This is a genomic window from Achromobacter pestifer (assembly GCF_013267355.1).
In the GTDB taxonomy this organism is placed as follows: Bacteria; Pseudomonadota; Gammaproteobacteria; order Burkholderiales; family Burkholderiaceae_B; genus Achromobacter; species Achromobacter pestifer_A.
In genome coordinates, this window is record NZ_CP053985.1 from 6,960,810 (window position 1) to 6,976,448 (window position 15,639).

18 protein-coding genes are annotated in these 15,639 nt (G+C 65.3%); 2 read left to right on the forward strand and 16 right to left on the reverse strand.

The genetic code is table 11. The features are described 5' to 3' along the window. Positions 1-6: 6 nt before the first annotated feature. Complete coding sequence (locus FOC84_RS32715; RefSeq protein WP_059374277.1) at positions 7-711, reverse strand: riboflavin synthase; 705 nt, start codon at positions 709-711, stop codon at positions 7-9. Positions 712-801: 90 nt separating this feature from the next. Further along, positions 802-2,238 carry an aldehyde dehydrogenase family protein gene (locus tag FOC84_RS32720; protein ID WP_173150574.1) on the reverse strand — a complete coding sequence of 479 codons (1,437 nt, stop codon included), beginning with the start codon at positions 2,236-2,238 and terminating at the stop codon, positions 802-804. A 303-nt stretch (positions 2,239-2,541) separates the two neighbouring features. Here FOC84_RS32720 and FOC84_RS32725 point away from each other — a divergent pair, with 303 nt between their 5' ends. Then, entirely contained in the window at positions 2,542-3,345 is an 804-nt protein-coding gene (locus tag FOC84_RS32725; protein ID WP_173149693.1) for a FadR/GntR family transcriptional regulator, read from the forward strand. An 18-nt stretch (positions 3,346-3,363) separates the two neighbouring features. Next, positions 3,364-4,149: a 3-oxoacyl-ACP reductase gene (locus FOC84_RS32730; protein WP_173149695.1), complete on the forward strand. Its 786-nt coding sequence runs from the start codon at positions 3,364-3,366 to the stop codon at positions 4,147-4,149. Between the two features lie 43 nt (positions 4,150-4,192). Here FOC84_RS32730 and FOC84_RS32735 read toward each other — a convergent pair whose 3' ends face one another. The 14 genes from FOC84_RS32735 to FOC84_RS32800 form a co-directional block, all read right to left on the reverse strand. Next, a complete protein-coding gene (locus FOC84_RS32735; RefSeq protein ID WP_173149697.1) occupies positions 4,193-4,411 on the reverse strand; it encodes a hypothetical protein in 219 nt (72 codons plus the stop codon). A 17-nt stretch (positions 4,412-4,428) separates the two neighbouring features. Next, entirely contained in the window at positions 4,429-4,674 is a 246-nt protein-coding gene (locus FOC84_RS32740; RefSeq protein WP_173149699.1) for a hypothetical protein, read from the reverse strand. Positions 4,675-4,845: 171 nt separating this feature from the next. After that, the gene (locus FOC84_RS33570; protein ID WP_217278782.1) at positions 4,846-4,959 is read right to left on the reverse strand and encodes a hypothetical protein; all 114 of its coding nucleotides are present in this window, start codon (positions 4,957-4,959) and stop codon (positions 4,846-4,848) included. Between the two features lie 46 nt (positions 4,960-5,005). Beyond that, the gene (locus FOC84_RS32750) at positions 5,006-5,227 is read right to left on the reverse strand and encodes a PepSY domain-containing protein (RefSeq protein ID WP_438800858.1); all 222 of its coding nucleotides are present in this window, start codon (positions 5,225-5,227) and stop codon (positions 5,006-5,008) included. Continuing rightward, a complete protein-coding gene (locus FOC84_RS32755; protein WP_173149701.1) occupies positions 5,227-6,885 on the reverse strand; it encodes a cyclic peptide export ABC transporter in 1,659 nt (552 codons plus the stop codon). The genes FOC84_RS32750 and FOC84_RS32755 overlap by 1 nt, the downstream gene beginning before the upstream one ends. 187 nt (positions 6,886-7,072) lie before the next feature. After that, positions 7,073-9,574, reverse strand: coding sequence for a penicillin acylase family protein (locus FOC84_RS32760; protein WP_173149703.1), 2,502 nt, complete (start codon positions 9,572-9,574; stop codon positions 7,073-7,075). A 66-nt stretch (positions 9,575-9,640) separates the two neighbouring features. Continuing rightward, the gene (locus FOC84_RS32765; protein ID WP_173149705.1) at positions 9,641-10,369 is read right to left on the reverse strand and encodes a N(5)-hydroxyornithine transformylase PvdF; all 729 of its coding nucleotides are present in this window, start codon (positions 10,367-10,369) and stop codon (positions 9,641-9,643) included. A gap of 227 nt (positions 10,370-10,596) precedes the next feature. Further along, positions 10,597-11,751: an AMP-binding protein gene (locus FOC84_RS32770; protein WP_254241852.1), complete on the reverse strand. Its 1,155-nt coding sequence runs from the start codon at positions 11,749-11,751 to the stop codon at positions 10,597-10,599. Positions 11,752-11,777: 26 nt separating this feature from the next. Then, positions 11,778-12,755: a TauD/TfdA family dioxygenase gene (locus tag FOC84_RS32775; protein WP_173149707.1), complete on the reverse strand. Its 978-nt coding sequence runs from the start codon at positions 12,753-12,755 to the stop codon at positions 11,778-11,780. Next, positions 12,752-13,450: a 4'-phosphopantetheinyl transferase family protein gene (locus FOC84_RS32780; protein ID WP_173149709.1), complete on the reverse strand. Its 699-nt coding sequence runs from the start codon at positions 13,448-13,450 to the stop codon at positions 12,752-12,754. Before FOC84_RS32780 ends, FOC84_RS32775 begins: the two co-directional genes overlap by 4 nt. Then, entirely contained in the window at positions 13,428-14,180 is a 753-nt protein-coding gene (locus FOC84_RS32785; RefSeq protein ID WP_173149711.1) for a thioesterase II family protein, read from the reverse strand. The genes FOC84_RS32780 and FOC84_RS32785 overlap by 23 nt, the downstream gene beginning before the upstream one ends. Then, the gene (locus FOC84_RS32790) at positions 14,180-14,434 is read right to left on the reverse strand and encodes an MbtH family protein (protein ID WP_173149713.1); all 255 of its coding nucleotides are present in this window, start codon (positions 14,432-14,434) and stop codon (positions 14,180-14,182) included. Before FOC84_RS32790 ends, FOC84_RS32785 begins: the two co-directional genes overlap by 1 nt. Positions 14,435-14,702: 268 nt before the next feature. Continuing rightward, a complete protein-coding gene (locus tag FOC84_RS32795; RefSeq protein WP_173149715.1) occupies positions 14,703-14,951 on the reverse strand; it encodes a FecR/PupR family sigma factor regulator in 249 nt (82 codons plus the stop codon). A gap of 150 nt (positions 14,952-15,101) precedes the next feature. Continuing rightward, positions 15,102-15,626: a sigma-70 family RNA polymerase sigma factor gene (locus FOC84_RS32800; protein WP_173149717.1), complete on the reverse strand. Its 525-nt coding sequence runs from the start codon at positions 15,624-15,626 to the stop codon at positions 15,102-15,104. Positions 15,627-15,639: the final 13 nt, after the last annotated feature.

Below are 15,639 nucleotides of genomic sequence, written 5' to 3' on the forward strand. Positions count from 1 at the left end.
GATAGGCTACTTCAGCTTGCCCTGCGGACTGACGAAGTCTTCCAGCGTCAGCCCCTTTTCCTTCAGGATGGCTTCCAGCAGCGGCTGCAGCCTGCCCAGGCTTTCCTGCACGGTTTCGCGCACGGTATCGACCACGACCTGGGTGCTGCGTTCGATCTCGATATTGACGAAATCGCCCACCTGCTTGTCCTCGAACACCGTCATGCGGCGGGTTTCCGGAATCAGCCAGACCTCGAACCAGCCCTCGGCGCGGTTGACTTCCGATACCGTCAGGCTGGCGCCGTTGATGGCGATATAACCCTTGGCGAAGACGTACTTGCGGAAGGCCTCGGGGATGCTGAAGCGCATCAGGCGATTGGTGTCGGACGACTTCACCATGACCACTTCAGAGGTGAAATCCACGTGCCCGGACAAGGGATGGCCGCCGATTTCGGCGCCGTCCTTGGCAGCCCGCTCGACGTTGGCGCGGTCGCCCTCCTGATAGCTGCCCAGGGTGGTGATGGCCAGGCTTTGCAGCATGACGTCGAAGGTGGCCTGGTTCTCGGACAGGATTTCCGTGACGGTCAGGCAGACGCCATCGGTGGACACGCTGGCGCCGATGGCCAGGTCCACGCAAAAACCAGGGGGGAAATCCAGCGTGAAAGTGCGCAGGCCTTCGCGATCCGCGATCTTGGCGATCTTCGCGGTGCCTTGAACAATACCGGTGAACATACGGATCCTGAATGCGGGGCGGCGCCCCTGAAGCAAAACATCAACGTTAACCGATATTTTGCCAGGGGCCGGGCCGCCCGCAAGCCGGGATCAGTGGCGGATGGCGATCGTCTTCAGGGTGGTGAAGCCGTACAGCGCTTCAAAGCCCTTCTCGCGGCCGTAGCCCGACTGGCGCGAACCACCAAACGGCAGCTCCACGCCGCCGCCGGCGCCGTAGTTGTTGATGAACACCTGGCCGGCGCGCAGCTTGCGCGCCAGGCGCAGCTGGCGGCCGCCGTCGCGGGTCCAGACGCCGGCCACCAGGCCGTACAGCGTGCCGTTGGCGATGGCTAGCGCCTCTTCCTCGGTGTCGAACACCATGGCGGCCAGCACCGGGCCAAAGACTTCTTCCTGCGCCAGGCGGCTGTTGGGCGGCACGTCGCGGAACAGCACGGGCGGCTGGTAGAAGCCGGCCTCGGGCGTACCTTCCTTGAGCTTGCCGCGGGCCGCGACCTTCATGCCTTCGGCCTCGGCTTCGGCCAGGAAGCCACGCACCCGGTCCTGCTGGCGCGCGTTGATCAGGGGACCCACGTCCAGGTCGGCCGCGGCCGGACCGGTGACGGTGGCCGAGAACGCGTCCGACAGGCGCTTGAGCACGGTCTCGTACACGCCGCGCTGGATCAGCACGCGGCTGCCGGCCGAGCAGGTCTGGCCCGCGTTCTGGATGATGGCGGCCAGCAGCACCGGCATGGCGGCGTCCAGGTCGGCATCATCGAACACGATCTGGGGCGACTTGCCGCCCAGTTCCAGCGTGACCGGCACGTGGTTCTCGGCGGCGGCATGCGCCACCATCTTGCCCGTCTGCGGCGAACCGGTGAACGAGATGTGGTCGATGCCCGGGTGAGCAGACAGCGCCGCGCCGGCTTCATGGCCGTAGCCGGTGCAAATATTCAGGGCGCCGGCCGGCAGGCCGACTTCAGCGGCGATCTCCGCCAACTTCAAGAGCGACAGGCAGGCGTCCTCCGCCGGCTTGACCACGCAGGCGTTGCCGGCGGCCAGGGCCGCGCCCACGCTGCGGCCAAAAATCTGCAGCGGATAGTTCCAGGGCACGATGTGGCCGGTGACGCCGTGCGCTTCGCGCACCGTCAACACGGTGAAGCCCGGGGTGTAGGGAATGGTCTCGCCGTGCAGCTTGTCGACCGCGCCGGCATAGAACTCGAAGTAGCGGGCCACGGCGGCGGCATCGGCGCGCGCCTGCTTGATCGGCTTGCCGGTGTCGGCCGATTCCAGCTGCGCCAGCTCTTCCTGGCGGTCCAGCAGCGCAAAGGCGATGCGCATCAAGAGGCGGCTGCGCGCGGCGGGCGCCATCTGGCCCCACTCGCCTTCATAAGCCTCGCGCGCCGCCGTCACGGCGCGGTCCACGTCCTCGGCGGTCGAACGCGCGATTGCCTCGAAAGGCGCGCCATCGGACGGGTTCAGGACGGGAATGGTTGCGCCGGTGGCGGCGTCCACCCATTGGTTGGCGATAAAGTTCTTCTGAGTCACGATGTGCGGAGTAAAGTAGCGGCCGGACGGCCGGTTGCGGGATGGTTTCGTCTCCAGGCGCGGACCGGCGGACACCGGCAGCGCGCCGCTCGCGGCGTCGCGCGCGAGTTGCGTTTTGGTTTCGGGTCAAAGTACGGGAGCGGCCCGTAACTTGTCAATTGAATTGACAGCTTTTATCCCAAGAGTCAGGATATTTTCTGATCACTCGGGGTAATCCCTAATAATTCAGCGGCTTAACGCCACCCTGGATTTGTCATGGCGACTGACAATCCCGGCAATACAGGGCAATACAAATTAGGAGCGCCGATGAGCAATGTGCGTGACCCGCAGCTTGAATCGCTGTTGGTGGCGATAGACCGCCCCCGTCCCGAACTGGACGTGCTGGCGGAAGTGGCCTCGGGCCTGGGCTATGTGCGCGCCGAACGCTTTGCCGAACGCGTCTACGAGAGCCTGTTCTATGCCATCGCGACCGGCAAGATCGCGCCCGGCAACAAGCTGCCCACGGAAATGGAACTGGCCACTTTGTTCGAGGTCTCGCGGCCGGTGGTGCGGCAAGCGCTGGACCGGCTGCGTGAAGACCAGTTGGTGGAGTCCATCCGCGGTTCGGGCACCTATGTGCGCGCCAAGCCCGACCTCATGGGCGGCATGCCCGCGGTCGACCCTGCGCGCCGCGTCGGCCACATCCTGGAAGGCCTGGAGCTGCGCATGGTGATCGAACCCGAATGCGCCTACCTGGCCGCCCTGCGCCGCACCGACGAAGACCTGCGCGAAATGGACCGCATGCTGACCGGCTATGAAGAAGCCGACGCCTCCGGCGCCATCGCCCACCATCACGACTACGGATTCCACCGCGCCATCGCCGCGGCCACCAGCAACCAGCGCTTCGTGCAGGTGCTGAAATCGCTGGAGTACGACGTCAGCCATGCCGTGAACGTCATGCGCCACCTGGTCCACAGCGAACCCTGGAAGCGCACCCGCGCCGCCATCGAGGAACACCGCCACATCTACCGGCTGATCCAGGAACAGGACGCCGACGGCGCGCGCAACGTCATGCGCGCCCATATTGAAAAAGCCCGCAGCCGCATGCTGAACAGCGGCTCGGAACACTGAGCAGGAAGCCTTAACTACATGTCATCACAGCAACGCCTTTCCCCGGACCTGAGCCAGCAGCTCGTCATCGTCACCGGCGCCAGCCGCGGCCTGGGCGCCGCCATCGCCCGCGCCTTCCTGCGCGAAGGCGCCAAGGTCGTCGTCAACTATCTGAACAGCGCCGAACGCGCGCAGGCCCTGGCCGCCAGCGCGCCGGACCGCGCCATCGCGCTGCAGGCCGACGTGCGGGACCCGGCCGCCGTCGCCGCCATGTTCACGCAAGCCAGCGCGCATTTCGGCCAGCCCGTGGACACGGTCGTCAACAACGCCCTGCCCGCCTTCCAGTTCAATGGCGACGCCCGCCCGCAAGCCGGCGCGCTGGACTGGGCGCAGATGAACGCGCAGCTGGAAGGCAGCGTGCGCGCCGCGCTCAACACCACCCAGGCCGCCCTGCCCGGCATGCGGACTGCTGGCGGCGGACGCATCATCAACGTCGGCACCAACCTAGTCCAGAACCCGGTGGTGCCGTACCACGACTACACCGCGGCCAAGGCCGCGCTGCTGGCCTTCACCCGCACCTTGTCGCATGAACTGGGGGCCGACGGCATCACCGTCAACATGGTATCGGGCGGCTTGCTGCGCACCACCGACGCCTCTGCGGCCACGCCGGACGCGGTCTTCGACATGATTGCCGCGGGCACGCCGCTGCGCGAAGTCACCACGCCCGAGCAATTCGCCGACGCCGTGCTGTTCTTCGCCAGCCCCTGGTCGCGCGCGGTGACCGGACAGAACCTGATCGTCGACGGCGGCTTGGTAAAAGGCTGATGGACGACGCGCCAGCCTGGCGCGCCATGGGCCCCGGCAGGCCCTAGGCCTGCAGCCGTCTCGCGCTGATCTCGACGGCCGCGTACTTGATGCCCTTGAGCGCGGCATCCTCGGTCACGAAAGCGGAATCGCCCACGCCTATCCGCGTCCATTCCCGGCCTGGGGCGGTGCGCACCCAGGCCTCGTAGCCCTGCTGCGCCGCAAGCGGCCGGAGTTCGTATTCGAGCTGGTGGCCGTTGAGCCTGATCACGCCGGTTCTCATGGTTTTCTCTCCGCGCGTCAGCACCGGCCCGCGATGGGGCAGGCGCGCATCATGTCGCATCCTGGCCCCATCCTGGGCGTTCCCCGGTAGTCCTGCGCCCGCACCACTTCCGAAACGCGCTGCCCGTCCGCCATCCATTGACGGGCCACGCTGACGACATCGGTGAACTCGGGTTGCGGCCCGTCCAGCAGCCAACCGACGATGGGGACACCGGGAACCCCGGCCACACCAGGAGAAACCTGATCCAAATCAAGGGGCTTCATACTCCTCTCCGTTCAGGGGACTGTAGGAAGCGTAGACGCCACATCACGTCTCAGGCATTAGAAAACCGCAAAAAATAGAACATTTTGTATATCGCGCCGCACGCGGCCCGGACAAACCCCGCCTCCTGGGCTGGCCGCGCCTGCACCCGGAAATAAAGATTCACACATAAACTATCTAGGAAATGCCGCACGCCGCCGCGCCTGGCGCTTCTTCCACCAGATCACCGCGCCCGTGATCGACAGCATGGCCACCGCCAGCCCGATCGCGCAGATGAACAGCTTCATCGGCAGGCCGGCCACCGCCCCCCCACCGCCGCCATATGCAGGCTCGTCAGCCAGGTGCGCAGGGTATCGCCGCTGGCGGCGCAACCAGGAACAGATCCGGACCGAACATGGCCTCCAACTCGTCGTTCCAGGCCAGCAACGCCCCTGTCAGGCCGGCCACCAGCAGAAAGCCGGCAATGACCAAGCCCACCCAGCGGTGCGCCAGCACCAGCCAGGCGCGCTGGCTGCCCTTGCGCTTGCCAGCGCTTTCGCGCCGCACAGGCATCATTACACGACGGCCATGTCGGCGGACGCCGATTTCTCGGATGCGCGCCCAGGCGGCATTTCGATCGCCACGATCTGGCCGTTCTCCATCCGGATCAGGCGATCGGCCAGATGGAAATAGCGGTCGTCGTGCGAAATTACCAGCACCGCCTTGCCGCGGGCCCGCAGTTCCGGCAGCAGCTCGCGGTAGAACACTTCCTTGAACACAGGATCCTGATCCGCCGCCCACTCGTCGAACAGCAGGAAAGGCCGGTCTTCCATATAGGCCACCGTCAGGGCCAGGCGTTTGCGTTGCCCCTGCGATAGCGCCATCGTGCTGAAGGCACCGTTGCGCACCTGCACCTTGTGCTGCAGGTGCAGCTTTTCAAGCAAGGCGTTGCCCTGCGCGTCCAATTCAGCCGACGCGGCATCGAGCATATGCTCGAACAGATGGAAGTCCGAGAAAATGGCCGAAAACGTCTGGCGATAGCGATCGCGGCTGGCGTCGTCCACCGGCTCGCCGTTGATCAGGATGGCGCCCTCCTCCGGCCGGTACAGCCCCGCCAGCAGTTTGGCCAGCGAGGTCTTGCCGCTGCCGTTCCCCCCGACCAGATACGTGATCTGGCCCGGCGCAAAATCCAGGTCTATGGGACCCAGGGTGAACAGGTCGTCGGCCCCTTCGTGGTAGTAGCGATGGCTAACGCCGCGCAGCGCCAGACTCGTCAGACCCGACGCAATCGCGGACGGGCCATCGCCCTCATTGTGTTCAAGCTGCGCAGTGATTTCGTCGATGCGCGCGCCGGACACCCGGGCCAGATTGGCGCGCGGCAAGGCCAGCAGCAGGTTCTCCAGCGGCCCTACGATATAGACAAAGATCAGCGCGAAGCCGGTCATGACGCTGGCGCGGTCGGGCACGTCGCCCACCAGCGCGAACAAGGTCAATCCAATAAAGCCGTAAAGCAGGAAATTGCCCCAGGCCGATGACACCAGGAAGATCGACATGCCGAGCCCGCGCTCGCGCCGCACGGTCTCGATCGAGCGGCCCAGCACATCGTCGGAAAAGCGGCGGCGCTTGGCGGCGTGCAGGCGCAGCTCCTTGGCCCCTTCCACCAGCGAACGGAAATGGCCGAACAAGCGGTCCTGCTCCTTGGATGCCACCTCCAGATGCCGGATCGCGCGCAGATGCGCCAGGTGGTAGCCAAGAGAACCGAGCCCGATGACCAGCACCGCCGCCAGGAACACCTGCCAGGACAACCATGCCATGTAGGCCAGGCATCCCGACACGATGATGGCATTGACCAGGATCGTCGGAAAGCTGACAAAGAACTCGGCGACCCGCGCGCTGTGCTCCGACAAGGCCGATTGCACCTTGGGACCGCCGATCTCCTCCAGCCGCCGGTAATCCGCCGCGATCACCCGCGCGGAAATGAAGCGCCGAAGGTCGGCATGGGCGCGTTGGTTCAGCCGCTCGAACAGCACCGAGGCCGTCATCTGGCTCAACATGGCCGCCACCGCGAAGGCCGCGAAGCGCCACGCCAGCGCAGCGCGCTCTGCCGTGGAGGACGCGGTCAAGGCCGCATTGATCTGCGTAAGCAGCAGCACGCTGCACACACCGTTGGCCACACTGGCCAAGCCCGCGGCCATCAGCAGCTTGCGCGACTGTCGAATCAAGTAGGAAAGCAAGGAGATCGCCTTGGACTGGGAGGGGGAGGAGCGCGGGCACGGCTCGCGCGGCCATGGCTTCGGGAACCATCTACACCTAGACGAGCCGCGCGGCCCTATGTTTAGGGGGGCGGACGCGCGGACGGCATCCCGTCCGCAATGCCGAGATCAATCGCGGCGCCGCGCCTCGGCCATCGCTAGGCGGGCATCAGGGAAGCAAACGCAAATGGTCCAGCGCAGGATCCCGCGTAATCTCCTCCTCCTTGAAAGGGAAAGGCAGCCAGGCCTTGCGGGCGTACCGCAGCACTGGCCCCCAGCCTTGCCCGTCGGCCACCGCGTTTTCATCCTGGCCGTGCGCTAGCAGCGTATGCGCCTGCACGCCGTGCGGGCTGAAACGCACGACTTGAAGATAGCTGTTGCCCAGGGTGTCCGGCCCCAACAGGTCGGCACGATCCTCATTGCAGGCCACGGTGAAGTAGCCCGCCGAACCGCATCCGCCATAGAGCGGAAGGTGGCGTCCGCCGCTGGCCACAAAGCGGCGCGTTCCCAACGCGCCATCCAATGGCCATCCCTTGTCGCCGAACTCCAGCACCGCCGCCGCCAATGCCGTGGCCGCCGCGCCCTGCCCCGCGCGCGGCTTGCGAGGGGTTTCCAGGGGCGAATCGCTGGCAAACGCCACGTCGTAAAGCGCGTCCGCCTGACTCCGTTCCAGCCGGGCCCAAAATGCCTCCCACAGCAAGGCGCCTCTGTCACGGGCATCCGCCTTGTTCGGCCAACGGCGCAGGATGTCGCACGCCTGCCCGATGTCGACCTTGTGCGGGGCCGATACCTCCTGCCGCAGCCCGCCCGGCGCCGCCAACGCATCGGCATCCAGCACGACCTCCGGCTGCGCGCAGGCTTGGGCCAGGATCTCATCCTTGAACAACTCGGCGGAGTAGGCCCTGGGCAAGAGCACCTCCCGCATCAGCCTCAGGCTCAGGACTTCCGCCGACGCGGCCTTGCCTTGAATCAGGTCGAGCGCGATGCGGTGCCCCAGCCTCCCCCGCAGCCCCAGCGCCTGGCGTTCGCCGCCCAGCACGGCCGCGTACCCCTCCAGCGGCTGGGCGACATTGCCAAGCCAGTAGCTGTCGTTCATGTTCGCCACATAGTCGTCACGCAACAGCCAGGGCATCGCCTCAACCGGCATGGCGCCCGCCTGCACCGCCGCCGGATCCGACCGCCATTCGCAAGCCGAACGGCCGCCGTCCAGGACCGGGGTGTTCGGGTCCACGCTGGCGAACGCCGTGGCCAACGCCGTGACGCACGTCTTGCGCAACGCATCCGGGACGTTGGGCGCGGCGCCAACGTCGCCATACCATACCCGGCCGTCCCCATTTCCCTCGCCACGGCCTATGGCCACCGTGTTGACCCAGGGGATAGCCGCCTCGCGGCGCTGGATGCCGATGAATTCATCCAGGGACTTCGCCTGGTTCCAGTAGAAGAAATTGCGGAAGATGCGAAAGTTGTCGGCGTTCACGTCACGGATCGCCAAGGCGTGCGCCGCTCCCCAGCCAAACGCCGCGTGGTGTCCGCCCAGGTCCACCACCGGTCCGTATCGCGTCCGATAGAACGTGCGCGTCAGGCGCCGCGCACTTCCGTCTTCGGCGCGCACCTCGACGGCAACTTCGCGCGTCGTCATCGCCTCCATCTTGCCGTCGATCCGGTAGCGCGTCGGATCCGCCGCATCCAGCGTCAGGTCAAACAATCCGAAGCGGCGCGCCTGCGACACCGTATGGCTCCAGGCCACATCGTGGTTGAAACCTATCATGACCATCGGCAAGCCCAGAAAGGCCACGCCCGCCACGTCGAGCTTCCCGGGTATCGTCAGCTGCATCTGGTAGAAGCGATCCGGCCCGCCCCAATACCAGTGCGGGTTGCCGAACAACACCGCTCCATCGCCGCCCGTGGCAGCGCTTCCAAAGGCCAGTACATTGCTGCCGATGCCGGGCTGCGCGCCGATTGTTTGAGCCAGCCGGCTACGCAACGCGGCGCGTCCGCCCTCCCCATCTTGCGGCACGGCGGCGGGAGCCGCCGGCCTGGAGTTGGCCATCTCGGTGACGAACTTGGCATAGCCGGCGGCGATCTGGGCCGCATACATGCGCCGATGGATGTCGTCCGCCGAGATATCGCGCATCCAGGACTGATTCAGGCAGGGACGGCCGACCGCCGGCGCCCGGCCAGCGCGGGCGTCGGCAAGGTAGCGGTTGTAGCCCGCGGCGTACCCCCCGACGAGTTCGTTCAGTTCGGGCGGCTCCTGCTGCCGGTAGCGGGTCAGCACCTCGTCATCGGCGTAGGCGCGAAAGAAAAAGTCCAGATCGACGTTCTTCGGCCGCCCGAAGGTGGAGTCCCGCGCCGGCCGCTCTTCGGCTCCGAAGAACCACGCACGTCTGCCCTCGTAGGTCACGAACGCTTCGGCCAGGGTGCACAGTGCATCCTGGGCCTGCGCGTAGCCCACCCCGACCCCGAGTTCTCGCCAACCGCCCGCGCGAATATGCGGCATGCCATCCGTGGTGCGCCGGATCTCGACACCCGCCACTTCCAGTCGGACAGCGGGCTCAGCCGCTTTTGCATGCGACCAGCCGGCCAGCGACAGCGCCGCGCAGAGCATCCCGCGCCAAAGGCGAGCAACGACCGAATCCCGTTCCGCCGAAAACCAGTACATGAAGACCATGCTTCCAATCCTTCCAGTATGTACCTCACGCCGATGCCAGATATCCGACCCGGCCGCGCTCCGGCCCTACGCCGCGGGCATCCCAGCCCTGTGCGCCAGTCCCTGATGCAGGGCCGGAAACAGGCTGTTGTTGAAATTGTTCCAGCGCAGCTCCAGGATGGTGTCCCGCGGATCGATGCGCGTATTGAGCACATCCAGGATCACTTCGCCGGAATCGATGCCGTAGTCGACGTCGTGAAACGACGCTCCGGTCATGTCCACCACCGGTACCCGCGTCGTTTCGGCCGTCCGCCAATTCACCACCTTCTGTCCGCGCGCGCCGTGCAATGCATCGAGCGTCGCGTAGGCCCCCCGGCGTTCGTACGGCGATTCGATTCTTGTGATACCGGGATGGATATTGACGATCCTCCGGTGGAACGGAGCGCCGGGACGCACCAGCTCGTCCAGGATGACCAGCAGGCCATCGAGCACCACCAGCTCCGCGCCCAAGGCCTGCAGCTTGTGCAGCAGGCGCGCCTCGAGCGGAGCCGGATAGAACCACTGCCCGCCCGGCCGACATGAAAAGTCATGGTGCCCGACGCTTGCGCGATCCCTGGGCGACCCCTCATCGTCGTCAAAGACGACCGCTTCCAGCGAGTAGGCGTCGCCCAGTCCGGTCCCGTTCAAGGCATCTGCCAAGTACTCCAGCGGCGACTTCATATAGCGCTGCTCCCCCTTGTATTCAATGTATTGCCCAGCCCTGTCGGCCGCGGCGTTTCTCAGGGACCAAACGTAAACAAGCTTCGTCTTCGCCATCTGCGCCCGATAGAAAGGAAATTTGAAGAAGGGATCCGCAGGGGCCGCAAGCCTTGTCGCGGCGCCACGCCCAGCGTCCAAAAGCGAACGGCCTGCCAGACACCAGCGCAAGCCACGCATGGGGGACGAAATCGCGGCTCGTTTGTTTAGCGGAAACCTCCCGACCCCATCTTTCCCCGGCGTTCCCCGGAACAACCAGACCGGTCCGACTAAACAAGATCCGATGCTCAACGTCTAGCTCGCTGTGCCGACGCAGCCCGGGTGCCTTGCAGCCCTTGTGCCAACAATCGGTAGTCAAAAATGGTTCCAAAACCAGCGTGAATGCAAAACAGAGGCGGCGCCTCTGCGACCGGGCTGTTGAGCAAGACCAGATTGGTTGGTTCTCCGGACGCCGCGCCAATCCCGAGCAAACCGGAGATAGTGGGTTTTTGCATCAAGTCGCGTAGCTTGAAATTCAAGGCGGGATGCGCACGCTTACGCACCATCGTCACCCGCCAGCTCGACAGATCGAGGCCCTCGGTCCGGTCCTCCTTGACCCTGTCCAGGCACAGCCGGTATGCAAAGTCCGGCCCCCCGCTGATCGTTATCCGATGACGCGAGATCATCTCGAGCCAGCGCACCGGGCGCTCCAGGAAGAAGCGCGACGAGGACAGCACGCAGGGGATGCCGCTGTAGAAGGGCTGCAGCAGTCCGCCGATCAGCCCCATGTCATGGAACAAGGGCGACCACACGCCGAACTTGTCGTCAGAGCCGATCGAGAGCCCTGCACGGATGGCGCGTTCATTGGCCATCAGGTTGGCGTGCGTCACCATCACGCCCTTGGGCGCGGAGGTGGATCCGGACGTGTACTGCAGGAAGGCGATGTCCGCGCCGTCCGGCGTTTGTGGCCGCCAGCGGCCGGCGGCAGCAGGATCGACCTCGTCCACCGCCACGACATCGGGCACGCCGAACAGGCGCGCCGCCTCCCCGACCAGGGCTCGCAGCGCGCCAGTCGTCAGCACACCCCGCGCCTGGGCATCCTCGGCGATGCCGGCAAGCCTGGCCAGATGCTGCGGCCGCGCGGATTCGGGCGGAAACGCCGGCACCGCAATCACGCCGGCGTGGAAGCAGGCAAACATGCTGACCGCATAGTGCTCATCGTTGTCGAGCAGGATCAGCACGCGGTCACCCTTCCCGTAGCGGTCTTGCAGCGCGGCGGCAAGGGCCAGCACGCGCTGTGCGAAGGCGCGATAGGTCAAGACCGTCTCGACGATCTCGCCTTCCCTGCCAGAGACCACTGTCAGCGCAATGTCCTCGGGACGGCTGGCGGCCAGTTGGCGCAGACGGTCGACAAAATTCTCGGGATGAACAAATTTTTCTTGCGGCTCGGACGACTTCGTCATGAGGGTTCCCTTGTTCGGCGATACGTTCAGAACTTTTCCAGATTGCCGTGAGACTCGGCCATGGCTACGACCACCTTGCGTGGCCCCTTGAAGGGCGAGCGCGCATGGGCGACCAGCATGTTGTCCAGCATCGTGACGTCGCCCTGCTCCCACTTGAAGGACACCGTCTCGGCATCCAGCACGGCGCGCACCTCGTCCAGCATCGCGTCCGGAATCGGCGAGCCATCGGCGAAGCAGGTATTGCGCGGCACGTTTTCGATGCCCAGTAGGTCGACCAGGGACTCGCGCACCTCGGACTGCAGGTTGGAAACATGGAAGAGATGGGCCTGGTTGAACCAGACCACCTCGCCGGTGGCGGGATGCGTCTCGATGGCCTGGCACCGCTGGGTCGTGCGCAAATCTCCGTCGGGCTTCCATTCCCATTGGATGCCGTTACTGCGGCAGAAGGCTTCGACTTCCTGGCGGCTCTCTGTGTTGAAAACCTGCTGCCAGGGCACATCGAAGTCACCGTAGTTGCGCACGTAGATGACGCCGGGCGCGAAGCGGTCCCGGATAGGGGCCGGCATGCGCCGGTAGATCGCGCGGCTGTCCGCGATCGGCGTCTCGCCCCCCTCCTCCGCGGGCGTCACGCAATGGAACCAGGCTTTCATCGGCCACTGGCGCGTGTAGGCCTGTTCGTTGTGCAGCGGGATGGACTGGTGGGCCGGATACTCGGTCGCGGTGTAGACCCCGCCGCCCACCGCGGTCCGCGGTGTGGAACCGAACTCGTAGCTCAACAGCGGGTGGCCGAAGCGGGCTGCAAACTCCCGGAAGCCCTCGACCGAGGGCACGTCGAAGCCGCGCAGCAGCACGCCGCCTACGGTCGCCACCTTGGTCTCGATCTCGGCGCGCAGGCGCGGCAAGGCATCCAGCAGCGGCTCGCCGAGACTGGCTGGCGTAATCAGCGCCGGCAGGTCGGATCCGAGCGGCGCCCGGCGTTCAAATCGGGTCACAAGATCATTCATCGCAGTCCTCCCTTGGCGTCCGGTTGCCAGGCCAGGGCGGCGGCATAGTCGGACGGTGAATCGAGACGCAGGACATCCACGCCCGGCCCTTCCAGGTGTTCACGACGCAGCCCATAGCGGCTTCCCTGGGCAAGCCCCGGTAGTAGTACCGTTAAACGCTGCAAGTGCTCCGCCACGCCCATGCCCAGCGCTTTCAGTACGGCTTCCTTGGCTGTCCAGCAGTCAAAGAAGTCGAGGCGCCGCTCATGGGGCAACTCAAGCTCCTGCGTCGACAGCGCCAGCCGCGACATGGCGGCGATGTCGCAATGCGGATCCCGACGTTCGATATCGACGCCGACAGGAAAACGGTCCGACAAGGCGATCAGGGCGAAAGCCCCAGCATGGGAAACGTTGAAGTACGGGGCGGGATCGGCCGAGCACGCCACATCCAGACGCGGCTTGCCATGTTTGTTGGCCGCGAACCTCAAGCTCTCCGGACGGCAGTCCAGGCGCGCGCCCAGGAGCCGCCGCAATGCCGCACGCGCAGTCACGAAGCGGACCTTGTCGCCGTGCTGATGAAAACGTAGCGCGCGCGCGGCCTCTTCCTTGCTCAGCAAAGCCAGGGCGCTGTCGGCCAAGGGTGCAGCCAGATCCAGCGCGAGCTGGAACACCTGAATGCCAGCCGGAAGAAATTCAGGCAGATGCAGCGGCTGCATGGCCCACTCCGGAAAACAGGCGAGCCAGCTCGCGCACGATGACCGCCAGCACCTGCTGCTCTTGTTGGCGGATGAAGAAATGCCCGCCTTCGAACCAATCAAGGGTAAAGGTATGGCGGGTCTCTTGCCGCCAGGCTCCGATGCGCTCCGGGTGGATGTCGTCCTGGCGCCCCGCGAAGGTGTGCATCGGTACGGCTAGCGGCTCGGACGGGTGATAGCGAAAGCTCCCGCAGACCCGGTAGTCGGCGGCCAGCGCGTCCAGCGTCAGGCGCAACAATTCGGTGCTCTCGAACACCGCGTCCGGCGTGCCGCCCTGCTTGCGCAGATCGGCCATCAAGGCGGAGTCGTTGTCCATGCCTGCAAAGCGGTCCGGATCGCGGCGGGACGGTGCGGGGCTGCCGGACACGAACACAGCTTGAGGCATGGGCTGGGCCAGCGCATGCTGGCGCTGCGCCACGGCATGGGCCAGCAGGGCTCCCATGCTGTGGCCGAACAGGGCATAGCGGTTTTGCATCGCGGTAGCCTGCTCATCGCAGATCCGCGCCACCAACCGCGCGAAATCCTCGACGTAGGGCTCGCCCGTACGGGCGCCCCGCCCCGGCAGTTCCACCGGAACGACGCGGATCCATTCCGGCAGGAGGCGACGCCAGCGCAGGTACATGGTCGCGCTCGCCCCCGCGCAAGGCAACGCCAGCAGATCGATGGAGGGCGTATGGGTGGAGCCGGACATCAGGCCGCCGTGGCGCTGGAGCGATTCGCGGCCGCGGACTGTTCGTCCATCCACTTGCGCAGCGACAGCGGCCGCATGTCGGTCCAGGTTTTCTCGACGTAATCGAGAACGGTCTTCTTGTCTCCCTTGACCCCATCGACGGCGCGCCAGCCGCCTGGCACGGCCTTCCAATGAGGCCAGATCGAATACTGATCTTCGTGGTTGACGAGAACGATGAAGGTCTCGTCTTCGCGGTCAAAACAACTGGTCGACATGGACTGCCTCGCGCATTGAATGAGGTGACTTCACGTCGAGCCGGCCCACTGCCGACTTACGGGTCACCGCAATCAAAGACGAGTCAGGTGTTCGGTTTGTTTACCCGTCTGGCGTCCCTTGCGGATGCCAGACGGGTAAACCTGTCGCGCACAGAAGACGCAAGCCCCATAAGGCGGCATGGCGTTGATGAGTATGGAACGGGGAAGAGGATCGCCTTGGAAGCACACGCGCCCAAGGGCCTGCCGGAAAACAGTGAAGGTCCGAGCGCTAGGCTTTGCCTTCAGGCTCCGTGGCGCCGGGAATATCGATATCGCTGACGGGAGGAACCAGACCCACCATCAACCACAGGCGGCCAGCCTTGTCATAGGCTTGGCGATGGGTCGCATCGACGGCAAGCCATTGCGTCAGGTCGGCTTGCGCATTTGCGTCGAAACTCTCGCGCTCGTGCTGGCGCAGCACCCAGGACCAGGCAACATCCCAGACCGGATCCCGCTTCGGATTGATGTCATCGCCCATAGGCCACCTTTTGGAGCTGAAAGGCTAAGTGGCGCTATGGTATCGGAAAAGCTTATCTGCGATAACTTTTTTGAGCGACCTCGGCTCGCAGACCGCGTGCCTGCCGCAGCCCGAACAATGGAACCACTCCGCAGCCTGATCCCGGCGGGATCAGACCTCCAGCAAATCCCGGCAACCGGCGACTGCCTGGGTCGCATCGCGGAGCATGAAGTTCACGAGCGTGGCCGAGCAACCCATCTGCCTCGCCACCTCCCGCTGCGTAAAGCCGCCCAGCCTGTAGAGTTCAAAGGCGCGCCGCGTCCTGGTCGGCAGGGTGCCGAGAATCTGATCTATGGCATTGATCACCTGTCGCTCCTGGAAGCGCCGGTCCGGCACGCAACCGCCAGCAACCTGCGGCAATTCCCCATCGTCCGTATAGATGCGATACGTCGATTCGACGGCCTGGCGGCGGCAATGGTCCAACGCCAGATTGCGGACCACCTGGCAGCAGTAGCTATAAGGCTTGTTGACTTCGCGCGCGCATGAACCTTCCATGAGCTTCAGGTAGGCGTCTTGCGTCACTTCGTCCGCGATTTCCGGAGTGCCGACGATTCTTTGCGCGATACGGCGGAGTTGCGCTCGATGCGCAATAAAAACATCTCCAAGCCCCCCCGCTCCCTGCAAACCGATGGACATCGAAGTGCCTCCG